Annotated in this window: 19 protein-coding genes, 2 pseudogenes and 1 other annotated feature; of the genes and pseudogenes, 6 read left to right on the top strand and 15 right to left on the bottom strand. The window is 61.9% G+C overall.

Going from position 1 to position 19,675, the window contains the following annotated elements; all coding sequences use genetic code 11:
- The first annotated feature begins 35 nt into the window (after positions 1-35).
- Genes E3U25_RS02250 through E3U25_RS02240 form a run of 3 tightly spaced genes read left to right on the top strand, consistent with a single transcriptional unit; the run spans position 36 to position 3,641 of the window.
- Entirely contained in the window at positions 36-1,145 is a 1,110-nt protein-coding gene (locus E3U25_RS02250) for a putative 2-aminoethylphosphonate ABC transporter ATP-binding protein (protein ID WP_116221319.1), read from the top strand.
- Positions 1,142-2,833, top strand: a complete 1,692-nt coding sequence (locus E3U25_RS02245; RefSeq protein WP_116221320.1) for a putative 2-aminoethylphosphonate ABC transporter permease subunit — start codon at positions 1,142-1,144, stop codon at positions 2,831-2,833. The genes E3U25_RS02250 and E3U25_RS02245 overlap by 4 nt, the downstream gene beginning before the upstream one ends.
- A gap of 25 nt (positions 2,834-2,858) precedes the next feature.
- Entirely contained in the window at positions 2,859-3,641 is a 783-nt protein-coding gene (locus E3U25_RS02240) for an inositol monophosphatase family protein (protein WP_116221321.1), read from the top strand.
- A gap of 58 nt (positions 3,642-3,699) precedes the next feature.
- On the opposite strand, the gene E3U25_RS02235 is transcribed toward E3U25_RS02240, so the two are convergent.
- From E3U25_RS02235 to E3U25_RS02205, 7 genes are all read right to left on the bottom strand, one after another.
- The gene (locus tag E3U25_RS02235) at positions 3,700-4,899 is read right to left on the bottom strand and encodes an MFS transporter (protein WP_116221322.1); all 1,200 of its coding nucleotides are present in this window, start codon (positions 4,897-4,899) and stop codon (positions 3,700-3,702) included.
- 292 nt (positions 4,900-5,191) lie between these two features.
- Complete coding sequence (locus E3U25_RS02230; RefSeq protein ID WP_166435434.1) at positions 5,192-5,557, bottom strand: MarR family winged helix-turn-helix transcriptional regulator; 366 nt, start codon at positions 5,555-5,557, stop codon at positions 5,192-5,194.
- A gap of 241 nt (positions 5,558-5,798) precedes the next feature.
- Positions 5,799-6,476, bottom strand: a complete 678-nt coding sequence (locus tag E3U25_RS02225; protein ID WP_116221324.1) for a cupin domain-containing protein — start codon at positions 6,474-6,476, stop codon at positions 5,799-5,801.
- A gap of 451 nt (positions 6,477-6,927) precedes the next feature.
- Positions 6,928-7,650 carry an amino acid ABC transporter ATP-binding protein gene (locus E3U25_RS02220; RefSeq protein WP_116221325.1) on the bottom strand — a complete coding sequence of 241 codons (723 nt, stop codon included), beginning with the start codon at positions 7,648-7,650 and terminating at the stop codon, positions 6,928-6,930.
- Positions 7,647-8,318 carry an amino acid ABC transporter permease gene (locus E3U25_RS02215; RefSeq protein ID WP_083539254.1) on the bottom strand — a complete coding sequence of 224 codons (672 nt, stop codon included), beginning with the start codon at positions 8,316-8,318 and terminating at the stop codon, positions 7,647-7,649. Before E3U25_RS02215 ends, E3U25_RS02220 begins: the two co-directional genes overlap by 4 nt.
- A complete protein-coding gene (locus E3U25_RS02210; protein WP_114537807.1) occupies positions 8,308-8,973 on the bottom strand; it encodes an amino acid ABC transporter permease in 666 nt (221 codons plus the stop codon). The genes E3U25_RS02215 and E3U25_RS02210 overlap by 11 nt, the downstream gene beginning before the upstream one ends.
- Before the next feature lie 9 nt (positions 8,974-8,982).
- The gene (locus tag E3U25_RS02205; protein ID WP_166435435.1) at positions 8,983-9,816 is read right to left on the bottom strand and encodes an ABC transporter substrate-binding protein; all 834 of its coding nucleotides are present in this window, start codon (positions 9,814-9,816) and stop codon (positions 8,983-8,985) included.
- 185 nt (positions 9,817-10,001) lie between these two features.
- Here E3U25_RS02205 and E3U25_RS02200 point away from each other — a divergent pair.
- A pseudogene (locus tag E3U25_RS02200) lies at positions 10,002-10,365 on the top strand (IS66 family transposase); the annotation flags it as partial.
- A 576-nt stretch (positions 10,366-10,941) separates the two neighbouring features.
- Here E3U25_RS02200 and E3U25_RS02195 read toward each other — a convergent pair.
- The 5 genes from E3U25_RS02195 to E3U25_RS02175 all read right to left on the bottom strand — a co-directional run bounded on the left by E3U25_RS02195 (position 10,942) and on the right by E3U25_RS02175 (position 15,909).
- Positions 10,942-12,027 carry an ABC transporter ATP-binding protein gene (locus E3U25_RS02195; protein WP_116221326.1) on the bottom strand — a complete coding sequence of 362 codons (1,086 nt, stop codon included), beginning with the start codon at positions 12,025-12,027 and terminating at the stop codon, positions 10,942-10,944.
- 5 nt (positions 12,028-12,032) lie between these two features.
- A complete protein-coding gene (locus tag E3U25_RS02190) occupies positions 12,033-12,851 on the bottom strand; it encodes an ABC transporter permease (RefSeq protein WP_036752799.1) in 819 nt (272 codons plus the stop codon).
- Positions 12,852-12,864: 13 nt separating this feature from the next.
- Complete coding sequence (locus tag E3U25_RS02185) at positions 12,865-13,710, bottom strand: ABC transporter permease (RefSeq protein WP_036752796.1); 846 nt, start codon at positions 13,708-13,710, stop codon at positions 12,865-12,867.
- 61 nt (positions 13,711-13,771) lie between these two features.
- Entirely contained in the window at positions 13,772-14,899 is a 1,128-nt protein-coding gene (locus E3U25_RS02180) for a polyamine ABC transporter substrate-binding protein (protein WP_116221327.1), read from the bottom strand.
- A 116-nt stretch (positions 14,900-15,015) separates the two neighbouring features.
- Positions 15,016-15,909: a LysR substrate-binding domain-containing protein gene (locus E3U25_RS02175; protein ID WP_036752790.1), complete on the bottom strand. Its 894-nt coding sequence runs from the start codon at positions 15,907-15,909 to the stop codon at positions 15,016-15,018.
- 99 nt (positions 15,910-16,008) lie between these two features.
- Here E3U25_RS02175 and E3U25_RS02170 point away from each other — a divergent pair, with 99 nt between their 5' ends.
- Entirely contained in the window at positions 16,009-16,788 is a 780-nt protein-coding gene (locus tag E3U25_RS02170) for a creatininase (RefSeq protein WP_116221328.1), read from the top strand.
- Positions 16,789-16,844: 56 nt separating this feature from the next.
- Here the strand turns inward: E3U25_RS02170 and E3U25_RS02165 are convergent, their stop codons facing one another.
- Positions 16,845-18,059: a M24 family metallopeptidase gene (locus tag E3U25_RS02165; protein WP_116221329.1), complete on the bottom strand. Its 1,215-nt coding sequence runs from the start codon at positions 18,057-18,059 to the stop codon at positions 16,845-16,847.
- A 225-nt stretch (positions 18,060-18,284) separates the two neighbouring features.
- Complete coding sequence (locus E3U25_RS24965; RefSeq protein WP_425355722.1) at positions 18,285-18,461, bottom strand: hypothetical protein; 177 nt, start codon at positions 18,459-18,461, stop codon at positions 18,285-18,287.
- Positions 18,462-18,541: 80 nt separating this feature from the next.
- Here E3U25_RS24965 and E3U25_RS24960 point away from each other — a divergent pair.
- Positions 18,542-18,721 (top strand): annotated as a pseudogene (locus E3U25_RS24960) (transposase); the annotation flags it as partial.
- A 99-nt stretch (positions 18,722-18,820) separates the two neighbouring features.
- Positions 18,821-18,937 (top strand) — a sequence feature (AL1L pseudoknot).
- Here the strand turns inward: E3U25_RS24960 and E3U25_RS24955 are convergent.
- Positions 18,873-19,601 (bottom strand): MFS transporter, encoded by a 729-nt coding sequence (locus E3U25_RS24955; protein ID WP_370362699.1) that lies wholly within the window; start codon positions 19,599-19,601, stop codon positions 18,873-18,875. (Overlaps the previous feature by 65 nt.)
- Positions 19,602-19,675 lie beyond the last annotated feature (74 nt).

The raw sequence follows: 19,675 nt of genomic DNA, 5'->3' as shown, positions 1-19,675 counted from the left end.
AAGAGGCCGGCTACCCGCATCACACGGACCTTCCCATGATCAAGAAGACAGGCACCGCGCCCGACAAGGGCTATCTGACGATCTCAAATCTCGAAAAATACTATGGCCCCTATCACGCGCTGCGTGACGTATCGCTGTCCGTGCGGCGCGGAGAGTTCGTCTGCTTTCTCGGCCCCTCGGGCTGCGGCAAGACCACGCTCCTGCGCGCGATTGCGGGACTCGACCCGCAAAGCTCCGGCCAAATCTGGCAGGACGGGCGAGACATCTCGCTCCTGCCACCCGCGCGGCGCGACTTCGGCATCGTGTTTCAGTCCTACGCCTTGTTTCCAAACCTTTCGGTGATCGACAACGTGGCCTTTGGATTACGCAATACAGGTGTTTCGGCCAAGGACGCCCGCACACAGGCTCAGGAATTGCTCGCGATGGTCGGCATCGCGGAGCACGCGCAGAAATATCCTTCACAACTGTCCGGTGGCCAGCAACAGCGCGTCGCCATAGCCCGAGCGCTGGCCATGTCCCCCGGTCTGTTGTTGCTGGATGAGCCGTTGTCGGCGCTGGATGCCCGCGTCCGCGTCCGCCTGCGCGAAGAATTGCACGATCTGCAACGTCGCGTTGGCGTCACCTCGATCATGGTTACCCATGACCAAGAGGAAGCGCTTTCCCTGGCCGACCGCATCGTGGTGATGAACGCCGGCCGTGTCGAGCAATTCGATACGCCGCAGCGCATCTACAGCCATCCCGCGAACCGCTTCGTCGCCGAGTTCGTCGGCGACATGACGTTGATCGACGGGCAGTCGGACGGGCAGGACGCCGTGCGCATCCGCCAGCAGCGGCTGGAGCTTGGCCAACTGCGGAAAGGAGCGCCGACAGGTGCAACCGCCATCGGCATCCGCCCGGAGGATCTGGTGCTGACCCAGAGTGGAACCGGCCCGAACACCGTGACGGCGACGGTGGATGCCGTCGAATTCTCGGGGGCCTCGGCCGTCGTTCGCCTGCATGCACCAACGCTATGCGACATACCGCTGCGTGCAAGGCTGTCGCTTGCCACGCTCGCACAACTACAACTTGCAGAAGGCATCAGCATCGGCGCACATCTGCCACCCGACGCGCTGCATGTCTTTCCGGTTCACGGAGGCGCGGGATGAGCGGAAAGACACCACAAGCGATCCGCATCCCCGCAACCGGGGACGACCGCGCCATGCGCACCATGCTGCTGTGTGTCGCGGCGGTGTTGTTCATCGCGCTGATCGCACCGCTTTACGCGCTCTTGTCCCGCAGCACCCGCGACAGCGACGGCGTCTTCATCGGCCTAACCAATTTCCAGCGTTTCCTTGGGGATTCGACTTTGGCGCTGGCGGCTTGGAACAGCTTCTTCATCGCCTTCCTCTCAACCGCGATCACCATTCTGCTTGCGCTGGGTTTTGCCTATGGCCTGACCCGCAGTCGAATGCCGGGGCGGCCGCTGTTTCGCAGCTTTGCCATGATCCCGCTGCTGGCCCCCTCGCTGCTGCCGGCCATCGCGCTTGTCTTTCTGCTTGGGGAAAAGGGACTGGCACGTGGCATCCTGATGGGTAACAGCGTCTATGGTCCCATCGGCATCGTCATCGGCGAGGTGATCTTTTCCTTTCCACAGGCTGTACTGATCCTCTCTACCTCGCTCGCCATGGCAGACCAAAGGCTGTACGATGCAGCCCTGACCCTGCGCGCCGGACCCTTCAAGACCTTCACCACGGTCACGCTGCCGGGGATCCGCTACGGGCTGATCTCGACCGCATTGGCGATCTTCGTCAAGGTCTTTACTGATTTCGGCGTTCCGGCAGTGATCGGCGGCAGCTATCCTGTGCTCGCGACCGAGATCTACAAACAGGTCGTGGCGCAGTTCGATTTCGGCATGGGTGCGGTGGTGGGTATCTTCCTGTTGATCCCGGCCGTGCTAGCCTTTGCTCTCCAGCGCTTCCTGCAAAGGTTCGAAGTCGCCACGGTGACCGCGCAATCGGTGCCGCTGGACATCCGGCCGCAGAAGACCCGTGACTTGGCCTGCCTAGCCTTTTGCCTGCTGATCGCGGCCTGCCTGCTGGTCATCATCGGCTTCGCCGTCTTCGGCTCTCTGGTGACTTATTGGCCCTACAACCTTGGCCTGACGCTGAAGAATTATCGCTTCGGCGAGGCAAGCACGGCAGGCTGGAGCCTTTACGTCAACTCGCTGACCCTCGCATTTCTGACCGCGACCTTCGGCACGGCACTGACCTTCATCGGGGCCTGGTTGATCGAACGGACACGCGGGTGGGACGGAGCGAAGGCATTGTTGCAACTGATGGCGACCCTGCCTGTCGCGGTGCCGGGGTTGGTGCTGGGCCTGTCCTATATCTTCTTTTTCAACAGCCCAGCCAATCCGCTGCACTTCGCTTATGGCACCATGGCCATCCTGGTGCTGTCGAGCATCATTCACTTCTACACCGTGCCGCATATCATCGCGACCGCCGCGCTCAAGCAGTTGGACCGCGATCTGGACGTTGTGGCGACCTCGCTGAAGGTGCCTTTCTACGTCATGCTGCGCCGCGTCACCCTACCCTTCTGCATGCCCGCGATCATCGACATCTGGGGCTACCTCTTTGTCAACACCATGACGACCGTCTCGGCTGTGATCTTTCTTTACTCCGCTAATACTCTGCTGGCTTCGATCGCCATCGTGCAGTGGAACGACAGCGGCCGGATGACCGAGGCCGCCGCCATGTCGGTGTCTATCTTCGCCACCTCGGCACTGGTGATGGGCGCCAAGACTCTGCTCATGCGCCGTTACTTTTCCCGCAGCCAAGCCTGGCGTAGGCGCTGACCCCCGCAAACAAAGGACAAGACTGATGAAATGCCCCCAAGAGTTCGTCTTCGCGGCGAACTATCTGGCCGATATGGCGCGCTCGCGCTCGCTGGAGTTCTTCCGCGGCGAGATTGGCGCCGAAGTGAAGGCCGACACCTCCCTGGTGACCATCGCCGACCGCTCGGTCGAAACAATGATGCGCGATGCAATCCGTGAATGGTTCCCGGACCATGGCATCGTGGGTGAGGAGTTCCCGGTTCACAACCCGGATGCGGAATACCAATGGGTCCTCGACCCGATCGACGGAACCTATCGTTTTGCTGCGGGCCATCCGCAGTTCGGCACCCTGATCGCGCTGGCCCGGCACCGCAAGCCGATACTTGGCGTGATCGACATCCCCGCCATGGACGAGCGCTGGTCCGGTGCCCATGGCTGGCCCACCGTGCATATTCGGCAGGGTCGCCGAAGCGAGGTCCGCACCCGATCCTGCACCGCCGTCAAGGATGCGACGGTTTTCTTTTGTAGCGGCATCATGTGGCGCAACGACCCGATGGCAGTCTGGAATGGCATGCATGGGGTGAACCGGCTATTGGACGGGGATTCCTACAGTTATGGCCTGCTGTCGTCGGGCTTTGCCGATGTAATCGTGGATTCGGGCATGAAGCCTTGGGACTTCATGCCCATCGTCCCGATCATCGAAGGTGCTGGGGGGCGCGTTACCGACTGGCAAGGCATGCCGCTGACGCTGGATTCCGGCATCGAGGTGGTAGCGCTTGGCGATCCTGCGCTGCTTGACGACGTGCTACGCCGCGTTTCGGCAGCCTGACGAAAGGAAATGCCCCGGTCCGCTGGCCCGGGGCGTCTATACTGCTTGGATAGCAGGATCATCCAGCAGCAATCTCGGCTGAAGATTTCAGCGCCGTCACAAGGCGGCAGCCGAAGGCGATGACCATCATAGCGACCAGAACCAGCAAAAAGGCGGACTTCAATCCCCAGCTTTCCGACACTAGACCCAGCGCCAGCGGCCCACCGATATAACCCAGGTAGCCGATGGTGTTGACCAACGCGATGCCAAGCGCCGGCGATGAAGGGAAGGCAGCAGCTGCACGGGTGAAGAACATCGGCGTGCAGTTTGCCAAGCCCAGGCCGATGGCTGCAAAGCCGATCAGTGCCGTAGGCTGCGAAACCACAGTGACTGCCAGCAGCACGCCGGCCGCAGCGATTAGTCCGCCGCCAATCACGACACGTTCGGCGCCGAAGCGGCGGATGGCGGGGCTACCGAGCAGCCTGCCGATCGCCAGTGCGAACTGGAAGGCGGCGAAGGCGGTGGCCGCGGTAGCCGGATCGGCCATGACCACATCCTTAAGATAAACGCCGCTCCAACCGTTCATCGCGTTTTCAACGAACAGCGCCATGGCGACAAAAATGCCGAGGATCAGGACAGCTGGCGAGCGCAGGACTACGGCAGCGGTGTGACGACGATCCTCTGATTTCTCCGCGATCGTAGGCTTGAGATTGCCCAAGATGACCCAGCCGAGAACAATCACGGCAACCATGGCGATGCCGGCCAACGTCAGTGAAGAATAGGCGCCGCCGGTGGCGCGAATCAATTGTGCCGCCAGCGAGGCGCCCGCGAAACCACCGAAGTTGTAGGCGGCATGGAAGGAGGGCATGATTTCTGTCCGGTATTCACGCTCGACCAGCGAGGCGTGAGCATTCATTGACACGTCGATGAAGCTGTTCGAAGCGCCAAGCGCCAGAATCGCCAGTAGAAACCCGGTATACTGCGAGGCAAAGCCCACGGCCTGGAGCGCCAGTGCCAGCAACACCGCGCCAAACAGCATGGTGGCGCGGGTGCCAAACTTGGTTGCCACAAGGCTACCAATGACCACGAAGATCACGGTCCCGAGCCCCTGCAGCCCAAGCGCAGTGCCCAAACGTGCATCGCTGAGTGCGATCAGCTCCTTGAGCAATGCGATGTTGGAAAAGAACAACGCCAGCGCCATGCCATTGATGAAGAAGACGGCGGTCGTCGCTATCCGCGCCCGACGCATCGCCGGCGCAACCGGAAATCTGTCAATCATGTTAGTCCCCTCCTGCCAACTGGCCGATAGGGCTATGTAGGGATAAATCGGAAGTTTGTAAACGTTTTCTTAATAAATTAGCAGTATCGAGCTTACCCCATAAAATTTCGCGATTATTTGGTTGATAAATCGCCTAAACGATTACAAGAACTCCATGCATCAGCAACAGATCAGTCCGCGACGCGCTTGGCCGGATCCCCCATCATGTGCAGCGCCTGGCTCAACCCACGAGTCAGGCCCCACAGTTTTGCGTAAAGCTTCTGCAGCTCTGCGTCGAACATGCCATCAAAAATCATGCATTGGCCGCGCGACGCAGCGCCTCCACCGCATCCAGCCGCACAACCCCTTCATCGATCAAGAACAGCTCGGCCACGCGCCGATCACGACCGGAGGCCTGCCTATGCACCAGTCTCGCTCGGACAAGTTTGCCGACCTCGGCGGTGACGAAGGGACCCGAAACCAGCAGCGGGTTGGCCACCTCGCCGACGCTGGTGCCGGGGGATTCGCGGATTGCGGTCAGCACACTGAACTGCGGCGCGGTCACCCCTACGGTAGCGGCGTAATGCTCGCGTGTCTTCAGCAGCAAGCTCGAAACATGCAGGAGCTGATAAATCACCGGGCGATAGCACAGTTCGGGGTCAGGCTGGGCCTCTGCCATCGGATGATTTCTCTTCATGATTTCGGATCGTGCGCGGCGCTTTGCCCAGCTATAGCTTCCCCCGCACACCAGCCACAATCCACAAGGCTAGAAGGGCCGTGCTAAGCGTCCAACCCCACAGATCCGGCCATACTTACCGCTGCGCATCCGCCGCGCCGGCCTTGATCACAAAGCCATAGCGGTCATGCAGGATTTTGCCGGCCTCCGGACTGCGTACGATATCGTCAGGCCAACTCTCGCCCTAGGTACGTAGACGCCCGGTAAGAGCCAGCGCCCCCTCGACGCCCGGCGGATCAATGACGGCAAAGTTCTGCGCATCTCCCTCCCCCGCATGGCCCCACCAGTGCCAGACGTTGCGGCCGATGACGATGACCGACCCCTTGGGACAAATCGCTTCGACGCCGTCCAACGCGGCTCTGGCGGTCCCCTTGGTGATGATGAAGAATTCGTTCAACTGGTTGTGGGCATGTTCGCGCACGGCCGCCCCAGGATAGAGCGTCTGCATCAACAAACCGTAATGATGGACATTGTGGGTGAAAGGCGCGAGCTTCACCTCTACCCAACCAACACTGGGCTTCGCCTGCCAGAAGGACGGACCAGTGTCCGGCAGTTGATAGACCAGCTCGCCCTTCTGTCTTTCCGACAGATCCTTGGCTTCGGTCAGCGTCAACAGGCCGAAGGCAGCACGCAGATCGGTGGTGAATTCCAGCGTCGGTTCGTCGTCTTGGATGGGCATTAGATCGATACGCGCCTCGGGGCTGCTGCCGAAGACGATGCTGAACACTTGCTGCACACTGTCACGGGTGTTTTCAAGCGCGACGTGATGACCCTCGCCGATATGGGCGAAATGCTCCTCGGCGAAGGGCTTGCGCTCGCCGTTCAGGATGATGGTGCCCGCGCCGTCGAGACAATAAATCATGCGCCCGGAAAAGCGGGAGGCATAAAGATCGAGCTTTGCACCCGGCTACAAATCGAAGCGAACTGCGGTGAACTTGTAATGTGGGTATTCTCCGGGGCCGAGCTTGATCTGCCCCGGAGAATACCCTTGCCATTCATGCGGAAGCGCGGCCCATCATCCGGCAAGATTATGGCCTTGGGGCCAACGTGCTGCTCCATCTGACGATCGATATCCAGACTGTCCCCTTTCCCGATGATGTCTGCCGCGGTAACTATATTGATATATAAATAATATTTGTTACTTATGTAATAAAGATATATTTATACGCTGAAAAGGACGCCCGCCGGAAATCCCACGGGCAAAGAGCTTGGCAAAGACTGCGCAGTTGCAGGCCATAATACCTGGCAAACGCACGGCCCTCCTGAACCACGTTCGGCCGCATGATCGGGCCGCCTGGTAGATATCGCAGCGCTCAGCCCGCGCAAGAAACAAAGGCCCGCAGCCTTTCGGACTTGGGGTTGCCGAATATCTGCTCGGGCGGGCCGGATTCTGCGATCACCCCTTCATGAAAAAAGACCACCCGATCTGCGACCTCGCGGGCGAACTGCATCTCATGGGTCACCAGGATCATCGTCATCCCCTCAGCGGAAAGCTGGCGGAGAGTTGCCAAAACCTCGGCCACCAGTTCGGGATCAAGCGCCGAAGTCACCTCGTCGAACAACATATATGACGGGCCCATGGCAAGCGCGCGGGCAATACCCAGGCGCTGCTGCTGTCCGCCCGACAGCGCGGTCGGATAGACATCGGCCTTGGCCAGAAGACCGACCCGCTGCAATTGTGTCTCGGCGATGGCATTGGCCTGGTCGCGAGAGACGCCCAACACCTTGGTCAGAGCCAGCGTTACGTTCCGGCGCACGGTCATGTGCGGGAAGGCATTGTAGCTTTGGAAGACGATGCCCAGCTTACGGCGCAGATGGTTCAGGTTCGTCGTCTTGTCAAAGACGCTGACGCCATCCACGATGATCTCGCCCGAGGAAATGGTTTCCAGTCCGTTGATGCATTGCAGCAGCGTGGACTTGCCTGACCCCGAAGGCCCGATCATGACGACGACCTCGCCTTTGTCGATGGTCAGGTCGATCTCTTTCAGAACCTCCAGCGAGCCATAGCTCTTGCGCACCTGCTTGATCTCGATCATCGCACGGCACCTCCGTTCATCATGTGCTCAAGCCGCCGCCCCAGCATCGAGAGCGGAAAGCAGATCAGGAAATAGAACACGGCGGCCAGCGACAGCAGCGGCAGCGGGTCCTGCGTCCGGGTAATGATGTTCTGCGTTGCACGCAGAAGCTCGACATAGCCGATCACCGCCACGACCGATGTGTCCTTGACGATGCCCAGGATGATCCCCAGCCAGGACGGAAAGCCCTGCCGGATGCCCAAGGGCAGGACCACATACCAATATTCCTGGAAACGCGTCATGCCCAGGCCACGCGCAGCGCGCCGCAGATTGCCGGGCACGGCTTGCGCGGCCTCGCGCACCACCTCGGAAATATAGCCCGCGGCAAAAAGACCAAGCGCGACCGTCCCGGCGGTAAACGCACCGATGCGAAATCCCAGCACCGCCAGCCCGGAATAGATCAGCGTCACCTGCACCAGCAGGGGCACACAGCGCAGGCTGTCGGTCACCGTATCAAGCAAATGTCGCAGCCCGCGCCAAGGCATGAGTTTCAGCAGCCCCAGCGCCACACCCAGCAACGTTGCCAGCACTCCGGCCGATAGCGTCATCAGAATCGTGCGCCATGCGCCTTCGGCCATCAGCCAATAGTCCTGCGGGGCGATCCCCGATGCAAACATGTCAGGCGGCATGGCGTGCGCCTCCAGGCTTGAAACGGTTCGCCAGGAACAGCACCAATTTGGCCAGGATGAAATAGATCACCGCAATGGCCAGGAAGAACTCGAAAGTCTTGAAGGTCCGGGACTGGTAATCCATAGCAACGCCGCTGAGATCGTAAAGTCCGATCAACGCGCCCAGCGAGGTATTCAGAAGCGCCCAGATGAACTGGTTGCCGATCGAACTGAACGTATTGGTGAAAACCTGCGGAAAGACGACGTAACGATAGGCGCCAACAGGACCGAAACCTAGCGAGCGAGCGCCCTTCATCTGGTTCGCGTTCACGCCTTTCAGGCCGCCGCGAAAGATCTCGGCCAGATAACCCGCGTTGTTGAAGCACAGCGCGATGCCGACAGCGAGCCAAGGCGAGAGGAAGATACCGAAGGCACCAAGCCCGTAGAAGAAAAAATAGATCTGGGCGAGGCACGGCGTATTCCGCGCAAGCTCGATCCAGGATCGCGACAAGAAGGTGACTAGCCCCTTGCCATTCCATGATCCGACGGCAAGGGGCATTGCCAAGACGATGCCTACCGCCATCGTGACGATGGCAATCGACAGGCTCAAGGCGGCCCCTCGCATCAGATCGGGCAGAGCGTCAAGGACGATGCCGAACTGAAAGTTGTAGCTCATTGCTCGATCTCAGTTTCCCGGCTGCAGGCTGGGGGCTTCGGTGCCATAGTATTTCTGGTAGAGTTCGGCATAACGACCGCTGTCTACTTGCCAGAAGATGAACAGGTTCAACCAGTCGCGCAGACCATATTCACCTTTCGGCACCGCGATCGAGGTCCAGTCGGTAAAGCCGGGCACGTTGCAGCAGATCTCCAGGTCCGCGCCTTGGGGCGAAGCCTTCAGCGCAGACATGAACGAGTTTGTCTCGATCATTGCATTTGCGCGGCCCTGCCGCACAGCGGTGATCTGTTCGGCATTGTTCGCCAGCGACAGGTTCTTGCAGCCTTCGGACCAACCGTTACAGGCTGCCAGATAGGCGGTTTCAGGCAGAGTTCCGCGAACCAATGCGACGGATTTGCCCTTGAGTTCGTCAAAGCCAGAGATCCTGTTGGCGCTGCCTGTCACGACAACCAGCTTGCCGACGTTATAGGGGTCGGTGAAAGTCACGGTCTTGGCGCGCTCCAGGGTGGGGGTAGTGCCACCAACGACGATGTCCACCGTTCCCGAAACCAAGGCCGGCACCCGCTGCGGCGCCTGGGTCTCGACAATTTCGGGCTTGACGCCCAGTTGCGCGGCAATGTCATTGCAGGTCTCGACATCGAAGCCGGCCGGGTTGCCCGAGGCGTCACGATAGCCTAAAGGCGGGAAATCAAGCATCACACCACAGCGCAGCGCGCCGCTGGAAACGATATCATCCAGCTTGTCCGCCAATGCCGGGGTCCCCACTAGGAAAAGCGGAAGCGCCGCGATGCCAAGCACTGTGCAAACTTGACGAAATTGAAAAAATTTCTCTTTATTTTTCATTATTTTAATCATTCCACACTCCCTCTTGATCGCGACCACCACAGATGATTCTGAATCGCAATGTTGCGATAGAAAACGTTTTCTTCACTTAGGTCAATACTTCACAATTGGACGCATGCCATATGTTCCCAACCCACCAATCCCGGTCATGCCTTCGAGGGACAGGCCGTCGCGCTGGGTTCGGCGATCTGCATGACTGGCTGCGATCCGAACGCGCCCGGATGTCGAAGCACAACCCCATCGCCAAGGCCATCACTACATGCTCGAGGAAGACGGCCGCTGGGACGCCTTCACATGCTTCCTCGACGATGGTCGCATCTGCCTTACCAACAATGCCGCCGAACAGGCCCTGCGCGGTATCGCCCTCGGCAGGAAAGCCAGGCTCTTTGCCGGTTCGCCCCGCGGTAGCGACCGCGCCGCCTTCATGTATTCCCTGATCGGCACCGCCAAATAAGCGACGTCGATCCCCAGGCCTGGCTCGCCGATGTGCTCGCGCGACTGCCCGACACACCCCTGTCCCGCCTGCCAGAATTACTGCCCTGGAACTGAAAGGGCGGCCCTGCCGCAAAAGCTGCGTAACAATGGCCTACGCCGGATGCATACGCTTGATCCAGTCGGCTCCACCATAAGCGACCGTATGGATGAGAACCTCCCGCGTCATCATCGACCTTGAAAACAACCACTCCGTTGCCAGCCGCAGAAACTTCCCGAAGCCCAAGCTGCAAGCCGAAACAGCGCATGTCGGGAAACTGCCCCCCTAGACAGGCAATCCTCGCAGACGGCCACGAGAGATCCGCGAGGCATAGGGCGCTGACCTCTCAAGAAGGGAGGAGTTGCCGCCCGGCAGGCCCAGCCGCCCTGCTACGCGGTTTCGGATCGCGGAAGCAGGAAACGCCGGACCCGTCTCACCCACAAGGCCATTCCAACAGGCATCCTGCCTGTTGCCGGCCCTGACCGGCAAGCAGCGAGAAGACTCCGTCCCCGCGACACGGCAGATGGGACGTGCCCCACCCCCCCGCAAGCGCAAAGGGACAAAGCCGCCCGGCATAGAACAGCCCATAGGCCCCGGCATGGGAAAGGCGGCCAGGACCGCCGGCCAGGGGCGGCGGCGCGTCACGTCCCGGGCTATTCCGGCACGAGATGGCCGTCGGCGGGCGACCAGGACAGATGGAAGGAGCGGCCCACGGCCAGCGGAAGATCAGCCAGTTCTTCATGCGATTTCTGCACCCGTATTTCCTGTCCCGCGCCGGTTTCGAAATAGATGGTGGCGGTGGCGCCGATGAATTCCTCGCCGATCATGCGCGCCTCGATCGTGTTCACGGCGTCCGACGGCGGCTGGAAATGGATCTGCATCTTGGTATCCAGCACGATCAGGCTGGCCGCCTGCCCCGGCGTTGCCGCCCGCCCGCCCCCGGCAAGGACGAAATCGCCGCTGGGGGTGGCGATGGCTGCGCGGCCGCCCGCGTCGCGCGTCAGCTGGCCGGGGAAGATGTTGGACGAGCCCAGGAAATCGGCGACGAAGCGCGTGCGCGGCGTGCGATAGATCTCTTGCGGGGTGCCGATCTGCTCGATCTTGCCGCGGCTCATGATGACGACGCGGTCGGCCATCGAAAAGGCCTCGGACTGGCTGTGCGTGACATAGACGAAGGTGATGCCGGTCTCGCGCTGCAGGTTCTTCAGTACCGATTGCATCCTGACCTTCAGCGCCGCGTCCAGCGCCGACAAGGGCTCGTCCAGCAGCAGGATCTCGGGCTCGACCACCAGCGAGCGCGCCAAGGCGACACGCTGGCGCTGGCCGCCGGACAACTGGGCGATGTTGCGGTCGGCGAATTCGGCGATCTGCATGCGCTCCAGCCATTGCTCGGCCCGCCGCCGGCGCTCGGCACGGCCTATGCCGCGCATCTTCAGCGCAAACTCGACATTCTCGATCACGTTCAGGAACGGAAACAGCGCCAGGCTCTGCCAGACCATCGGCGTGTCGCGGCTCCAGCTCGGCAGGTCGTTGATGGCTTGGCCCGCCAGGCGGATCACGCCCTCGCTAGGCGCCTCCAGCCCGGCCAGCATGCGCAACGTCGTGGTCTTGCCGCAGCCCGACGAGCCCATGATGGCCAGGAATTCGCCCTTGTGGATCTGCAGGTCCATCTTTTGCACGGCGACATAGCTGCCGAAACGCTTGGCGACGCCCTCGAAGGAAACCAGGGGTTCTTGCATCGGATTCATTCCTTGTCGGTTGCGGGGCCGCGCCCCGACAGCAGCAGCTGCGCCAGGATCACGAGGGTCATCGAAGTCACGAAGACGAAGGTGCCGATGGCATTGATGCGCGGGCTGACCTGGCCCTGCAGGAAACCCAGCACCTTGACCGGCAGCGTCTCGTTCAGGCCGGACACGAACCAGGCGATGGCGAATTCGTCGAAGGAGACCGCCATGGTGATGAACAGCGCCCCCAGGATCGCCGGCCGGGTGAAGGGGATGATGACATGGCGCATCGTCGCCCATTCCGAGGCGCCGAGGTTCCAGGCCGCCGGCTCCAGCGAGGGGTCCATCTGCGACAGCCGCAACCGGATCACCGCCATGGCGAAGGGGGCGCAGATCACCACATGGGCGATGATGACCGACAGCGCATTGCCCGACAGGTCGATGCGCGACAGGTAAGCCAGCATCGCCAGCCCCATGATCACCACCGGGATCGTGGGCGGCAGCAGCGCCAGCGCCAGGTAGACCTGCTTGCCGAAGAACCGATAGCGGTAATCCGTATAGGCCGCCCCGAACCCCAGCGCGGTCGAGATCATCCCCACCGCCGCGCCGACCCCCAGCGTGTTGCGCAGCCCCTCCCAGACCAGCGGGTCCGCGGCGACGGCGCGATACCATTCCGTCGAGAAATGCCCCAGCGGGATCGACGGGAAACGGTCCGAGTTGAAGGAAAACACGAAGCTGGCAAGGATCGGCGCAAAGACGAACAGATAGGCCAGGATCACGTAGAGCTTGAGCGCCGCGTCGATCAGCGGATTGCGGTTCAGTTCGTTCTGTTCGTTCATTTCGTGCAACCCCTCATTTCGTGCGCCCCTTGTAGGCGAAGCGGACGGCCAGGAAGGCCACGACCATCAGCGTCGCGATCATGGTCAGCGCGATCACCGCCGCGCGGGGCCATTGCTGGCCGGACTTGGTGGTGTCGGTGATCAGGATGGACAGCGTGGTCGGATCGCCCCCACCCAGATAGATCGGGCTGACGAAATCGCCAAAGCACAGGATGAAGCTGAACAGCGCCGCGATCACCAGCCCGACCCGCGCCGAGGGGATGACCACCGCAAACACCGTGCGCAGCCTGCCGCAGCGCATGTTATGCGCCGCCTCGATCAGCGTGCGGTCGACAAAGACCAGGCTGAACAGCTGCAGCAGCACGACCAGCGGAAAGCCAAGCGTCATGTAGCCCAGCATGGTCGCGCCGATGGTGTTCAGCAGCCGGAAGGGGCCCAGCCCGATCCAGCCCAGCATGACGTTGATGATGCCGACATCCGACAGGAAGACCTGCCAGGAATAGACCCGCACCAGATAGCTGGTGAAGAAGGGGATCACCATCAGGAACACCGCCCAGCGGCGCGCGGCGGGCGACAGCTTGAAGGCGATGGCATAGGCGCAGGGAAAGGCCAGCGCGCTGGTCAGCGCCGCGGCGCCGGCCGCCATGGCCAGCGTGGTGGCATAAGCCTGCCAAAAGACGGGGCGGCCGAACATCGTCACCCAGTTCACCGTGTCGAACCCCGCCTCCAGGCGGAAATTGCGCACGGTCCAGAAGCTGAGCGCGACCAGGAAGACCAGCGGGAAGACGAAGAACAGAAGCTGCCAGATCAGCAGCGGCAGAGAGAAAGTCAGTCCGTAAAGCGAGACGGGACGTCGCATCTAGCAAGCTCCGGCGGGGGACGGGCGGCGCGGCCGGCGCGCTGCACCGGCCACCTCGGGCTCAGGCGCTCTTGTAGTCCGACCAGAAGTCGTTCCACTCTTCCAGCGATTGCTGCACCGGAAGCTGGCGATACTTGATGCGCCCCGAGCGGATCAGGTCCATGACGTTGCTTTCCCCCGGCACCATGCCCTGGCGCCGGGCCTCGTCGGGATTTTCCGCGTTCAGCACCTCCCAGCCCTTCTGGCTGGGAATCAGGCAGGGATAGGCCGCCATCTGCGCCGATTTCGACTGCCCCTTGGCCGAGGTGATGTATTGGATCCATTTCTTCGCCAGATCTGCCTTGGACGAACCCTTGCCGATCGAGAAGCTTTCGGTGAACTGCAAGCCGCCCTGCTCGGGGATGATCGAGCGAACCTTGGCGCCGTTTCGCTCCAGCGTGCCGGTGATCCAGTCGCCGATCCCGGCGAAGGCCAGCATCTGGCCGTTGTTCAGTGACGAGAAGGTGCCGCCATAGTCGAAGAAACCGCCGATCTGCGGGCGCAGGGTCATGGTCTTTTCCTTGACCGCATCCCAGGCCGCCCCGTCGATGTCATAGGGGCTGGCATTGCCGTTGAGCAGGCTCATCTGGCCAAGGTTCGGCAGGTGCCAGTCGAAATGCCCGACCTTGCCCTTCAGCGCCGGATCCCAGAGCACGTCATAGGTCGAAGCCTGCGCCTCGGTCAGCGCGTCGGTGTTGTAGGCCACGCCCAGGAAGCCGAAGCGGGTGATGACGGAATACAGCGTGTCGCCGTCCCAATGGCCGGGGAACTTCTGGAATTCCGGGAAGAACTCGTCGAAGGGATAGTCGGCCGGGTCCAGCGCCTCGATATAGCCGGCCGCGTTCAGCTGCTGGACATATTCCGCATCGGACAGGATCACGTCGAAGGTGCCGGGCGGGCTTTGCGAGATCAGCCCCAGCATGTTGTCGCCGCCGGTATAGTATTTCGGCACGAACTTGACGTTGTTCTCGGCCTCGAACTCGGCCACGATGTCGGGCTCGGCATGGCCGTACCAGGCCAGCATGGTCAGCTGCGTCGGCGCGGCGAATGCCCGGCGCGACAGCATCGGCGTGGCCAGCGCCGCCGCACCCATCGCCAGCACCCCTCGGCGCGACAGCGCGGGGCGCGCGCCCCGATCATCCTGTGTCATCTCATCACCCTGTCTGATTGTTCTGATTGTTTGCTATGGACAGGCTAGGAGAAGGCGGCATCCATGCAAAATCGGTTCTTCCAATCCTGACATTTGCAGGCGTTATGGCCCCGGTTTCACACGGAAACCGCATGGATGCCCGATCCCACGCTGTCTAGGTCGGCCACCAGATCGCTGACCAGCTGCAACCCCGCCGCCGACAGGCGCGGATGCTTGTAGAACAGCCCGACCCGCAAGGGCTCCAGCGCCGGGAATCCCTCGGCCTCGGTCAGGATGCGCATGCCGGGCAGCATGGTGGCGCGGGTCAGGGCGGTCACGCAAAGCCCGTTCCTGACCGCGTTCTGCAAGCCCGAGATGCCTGGCCCGGTATACACGATGCGCCAGCGCCGCTCGACGGCGTCCAGCGCCTGGATCATGCGGGCGCGATAGTCACAGCCCTCGGGATGGGCGCCCAGCGGCACCGGCGCATGGGCGGCCGGATGGAAGTCCTCGGCCGCGGCCCAGATCGGCTGCTCGGTCCACATGCGCGAAAGATAGGGCATGCGCGCCGTCGGCATCACCGCCACGATGATGTCCAGGTCGTCCGAGCGCAGGTGCTGGTGCAATTCGCGGGACAGGTCGCAATGCACCTCCAGCTCGACCTCGGCATGGTCGCGGATATAGCGGGTCAGCGTGCCTTGCAGGAACGCCACCGCATAATCGGTCGGCAGGCCGATGCGCAACACGCCGGTCTTGTCCGAGCGGTGGAAATAGCTGACCGCCTCGTCGTTGATGCGCAGCATCTCGCGGGCATAGCTCAGCAGCGCCTCGCCCGCCGGGGTGGGCAGGATGTTGCGGCCCTCCTGCGTCAAGAGCGGCGCACGCACCAGCTCCTCCAGCCGGCGGATCTGCAGCGAGATCGCCGGCTGGCTGCGCCCCAGCGCCGCGCCTGCCCGCGAATGGCCGCCCAGTTCCACCACGGCGATGAAGCTGCGCAACAGATCGGTCGGAAGATTGGTGATCCCAGCCATGGATTTGCCCCCGCAATGCAAGGATTGCGACTATATATTTCATTTATATTCAAGGCGAAACTCTAATTCCGGCATCCCCCTTTCCCAAGAAGGTGCATCATGCCGAAGAAGACAGCATTCGCGTCCGAGCTTGCCTGGCCCGACTACCACGCCGCGGTAAGGGACGGCGCCACGCCCATCCTGATCCCCATCGGCTCGATGGAGCAGCACGGCCATCACATGCCCTTGCATGTCGATGTGCTGTTGCCGACTGAATTCGCCCGCCGCGCCGCGCTGGACATCGGCGGGCTGGTGGCGCCCCCCTTTACCTATGGCTACAAGTCGCATCAGAAATCCGGCGGCGGCAACCACCTGCCCGGCACCACCAGCCTGGACGGCGCCACGCTGGTCGCGGCCTTGCGCGACGTGATCAAGGAATTCGCCCGCCATGGCGTGCGCCGGATCTGCATGGTGAACGGGCATTTCGAGAATTCCTGGTTCATCATCGAGGGCATCGACCTGGCCCTGCGCGAATTGCGCTGGGACGGCATCCGCGACATGAAGATCGTGGTGCTGTCCTATTGGGATTTCGTCGGCGAAGCGGACATCGCCCGGCTTTACCCCGACGGCTTTCCCGGCTGGGATCTGGAGCATGGCGGCGTGCTGGAGACATCGCTGATGCTGGCGCTCTACCCGCAATTCGTGGACCTGTCGCGGGCGGTGGATGTCGAGCCGGCCAGCTTCCCGCCCTATGACGTCTACCCGGTCAAGCCGGAATGGACGCCCGCACCGGGCACGCTTTCCTCGCCCAAGGACGCCTCGGCCGAAAAGGGCGAGTTGCTGCTCGAGGTCTGCACCAAAGGCATCGTCGCCGCGCTGCGGGCCGAGTTCGGCACCTGACCAAGGCGGAAGGGGCCCGCAATCGCGGGCCCGCCCCTTTCCTGCCCGCAGCCGGGTCAATTGCGGATGATGTTATGCTCGGGACCAAAGGGGAATCCGGTGATGTTCTCGGCCCCGTCCTCGGTCACGATCAGGATGTCATGCTCGCGATAGCCACCGGCGCCGGGCGCGCCCTCGGGCAGCATGACCATCGGCTCCATGCTGACCACCATGCCGGGCTTCAGCTCGGTCTCGATGTCCTCGCGCAGCTCGACCCCCGCCTCGCGGCCGTAATAATGGCAAAGCACGCCGAAGCTATGGCCATAGCCGAAGCTGCGGTATTTCAGAAGATCCCATTGCCGATACATGTCGTTCAGTTCCAGCGCGATCTCGTTGCATTTCGCGCCGGGCTTGATCAGCTCCAGCCCGCGGCGATGCACGGCCACGTTCTTTTCCCAGATGTCCAGGCTCGCATCGTCCACGCTGTCGCAAAACAGCGTGCGTTCCAGCGCGGTGTAATAGCCGAAGATCATCGGGAAGCAGTTCAGCGACAGGATCTCGCCGGACTTGATCTTCTTGTTCGTCACCGGATTATGCGCGCCGTCGGTGTTGAGGCCCGACTGGAACCAGGTCCAGGTGTCCATCAGTTCGACGAAGGGAAAGGAGGCGGCGATCTCGCGGATCATGGCATTGGTCGAGGCGATGGCGACCTCGTGCTCGGGCACGCCCGCCTTGACCGCCGCGGCCACCGCCGCGCCGCCCACGTCGCAGATGCGGGCGCCCTCGCGGATCAGCTTGTGTTCCTCGGCCGACTTGATCGAGCGCATCCACATCGAGGGCTGGCCGACATCGACGAACTCCACCCCCGGCAGCGCCGCTTCCAGCTGGCGGCGGAAGTCCAGGTTGACGTGGTCGAACTCGATCCCCAGCCGCTTGACGCCGGGGGTCAGCTGCCGCACCGCACGATAGAAATTGTCGCGCCGCCAGTCGGTATAGGTGACGTTGTTGCCGAAGCTGCGCCGCCAGGGCTGGCCGCCGTCGATGCCGGCGCTGATCGTCGTCGCCGCATCCTGGGTAATGACCATGCCGTATTTGCGGCCGAAATAGCAGTAGAGCCAGCCCGAGTAATAGTTGATGCAATGATACGAGGTGAACAGCGTCGCATCGACGCCGTTCTCGGCCATCCAGCGGCGCATGTCGTCCTGGCGCCGCTGCATCTCGGCATCCGAGAAGGGGGAATAATCCTTCTCGCCATTGTGCCATTCCATGACATGAAGCATGTCGTCGGTCATCGGATCCGTCCTCCATCGGTTTGCTGGGGACGAGGCTATCCGCCGCTGCAGCGGGACTAAAATTTGTTTTGATAATCCCAGGATTTGGACGAATGAGGGGCTGCGCCAGTGAACCGCGCCGGATTTGCCGGAGGCGCCAACTCCTGAGTAGGAACTGTGTTTTAGGCGATTGCGTCTCGGTAGTCCGTTCCGGTTCTCATCATCGCGTTGAGCACAGTCAGGAATTTACGCACGCAAGCGACGATGACGAGCTTCCTGGCCTTTCCGGACGCAAGGAAGTGCTCTTTGAAGGCGTGGAACCCGCGGGTCGAACCTGCTGGCGGTGAGTGCTGCTAGATAGAGAGCCGGCCTGATCGCAGCACGTCCACCCCATATACTGCGTTTACCGCGGCGGTGTCCCAACTCATTGGCATGTGGTGCGAGTCCGACAAGGGCCGCGATCCGTCGTCGATCGAGTTGACCAAGTTCAGGGATGGAGCATCATGAGCAAGACGACGAGCAAGTTTTCCCCTGAAGTGCGCGGACGTGCCGTGCGGCTGGTTCTCGACAACGAGGCCCAGCATCCATCGCGCTGGCAGGCGATCATGTCGATTGCAGCGAAGATCGGCTGCTCGGCGCAGACGTTGAACGACTGGGTCAAGAAGGCAGAGGTGGACAGCGGAAGGCACAGGGATCCCGACCGAGATGGCCGCGAAGCTGAAGGCCCTGGAGCGCGAGAACCGCGAGCTGCGGCAAGCCAACGAGATCCTGCGCAAGGCGAGCGCGTATTTTGCCATGGCGGAGCTCGACCGCCGGTTGAAGTGATGGTGTCGTTCATTGATACGCTTCGGGAAACACACCGGGTCGAGCCGATCTGCAGCGTGCTGCCGATCGCCCCGTCCACCTATTACGATCATCTGGCGAAGCGGGCTGACCCGGCGCTGCAGTCGGACCGCGCACGCCGCGACGAGGCTTTGCGGCCGGCCGCGCGCACTCTTGCACCGCCATTGGCCGCGCTGGCTGGGTTGGCAGGAAGGCAGTCACCCCCGATCCTGCCGCGAGGATAGCGAGGCCGATGATCAGAAAGCCTGCGGTCGGATCCGTCTCACGGATTGGTTGGGCAAAGAGGCCCGACAAAACAACCCCGCTGATCGCAAAGGCAGCCATCGCCAGCCCGAGACCCAGGCTCCGAACTCTGGTGGGTAGCCGGGTCACCAATGCGAGCGCCAGCCCATAGCCGAGTCCCGCTCCCAGCCCGAACAGCATACCATAGCCAGTCAGCAGCGCCGCGTAGCCTCCGTCGAAGGCAAAGAGAAGATGCCCGCCGCCTGCGAAGCCGAAGGCAAGCAGCGAAAAGGCTCGGAATCTCAATGCCGCGAGCAGCCGATCATGCACCATCATGCCGAGAGTAAAGGTGACGAGTGCCAACGCAGGAATCAGGCTAAGCGCTGAACGCGGCGCCCCGAGCGCAGCCTCAAGCGACAGGAGAAACAGGCTCCAGACATAGAGAAGCCCCATTACCGCATTGGTCAGACAAGCCAGGATAAGCAGGCGTAGCGTCATGCTGGACTGTCTTCTCACTTCGGGATTACCCATGACCTTGGTTCCGAATGCCTTGGAAGGAAGATGCTCCGGGT

Source organism: Paracoccus versutus (genome assembly GCF_029909795.1).
Classification (GTDB): domain Bacteria; phylum Pseudomonadota; class Alphaproteobacteria; order Rhodobacterales; family Rhodobacteraceae; genus Paracoccus; species Paracoccus versutus.
Note: the sequence above shows the minus strand (reverse complement) of the source record. Positions and strands in the feature narration are given on the sequence as shown.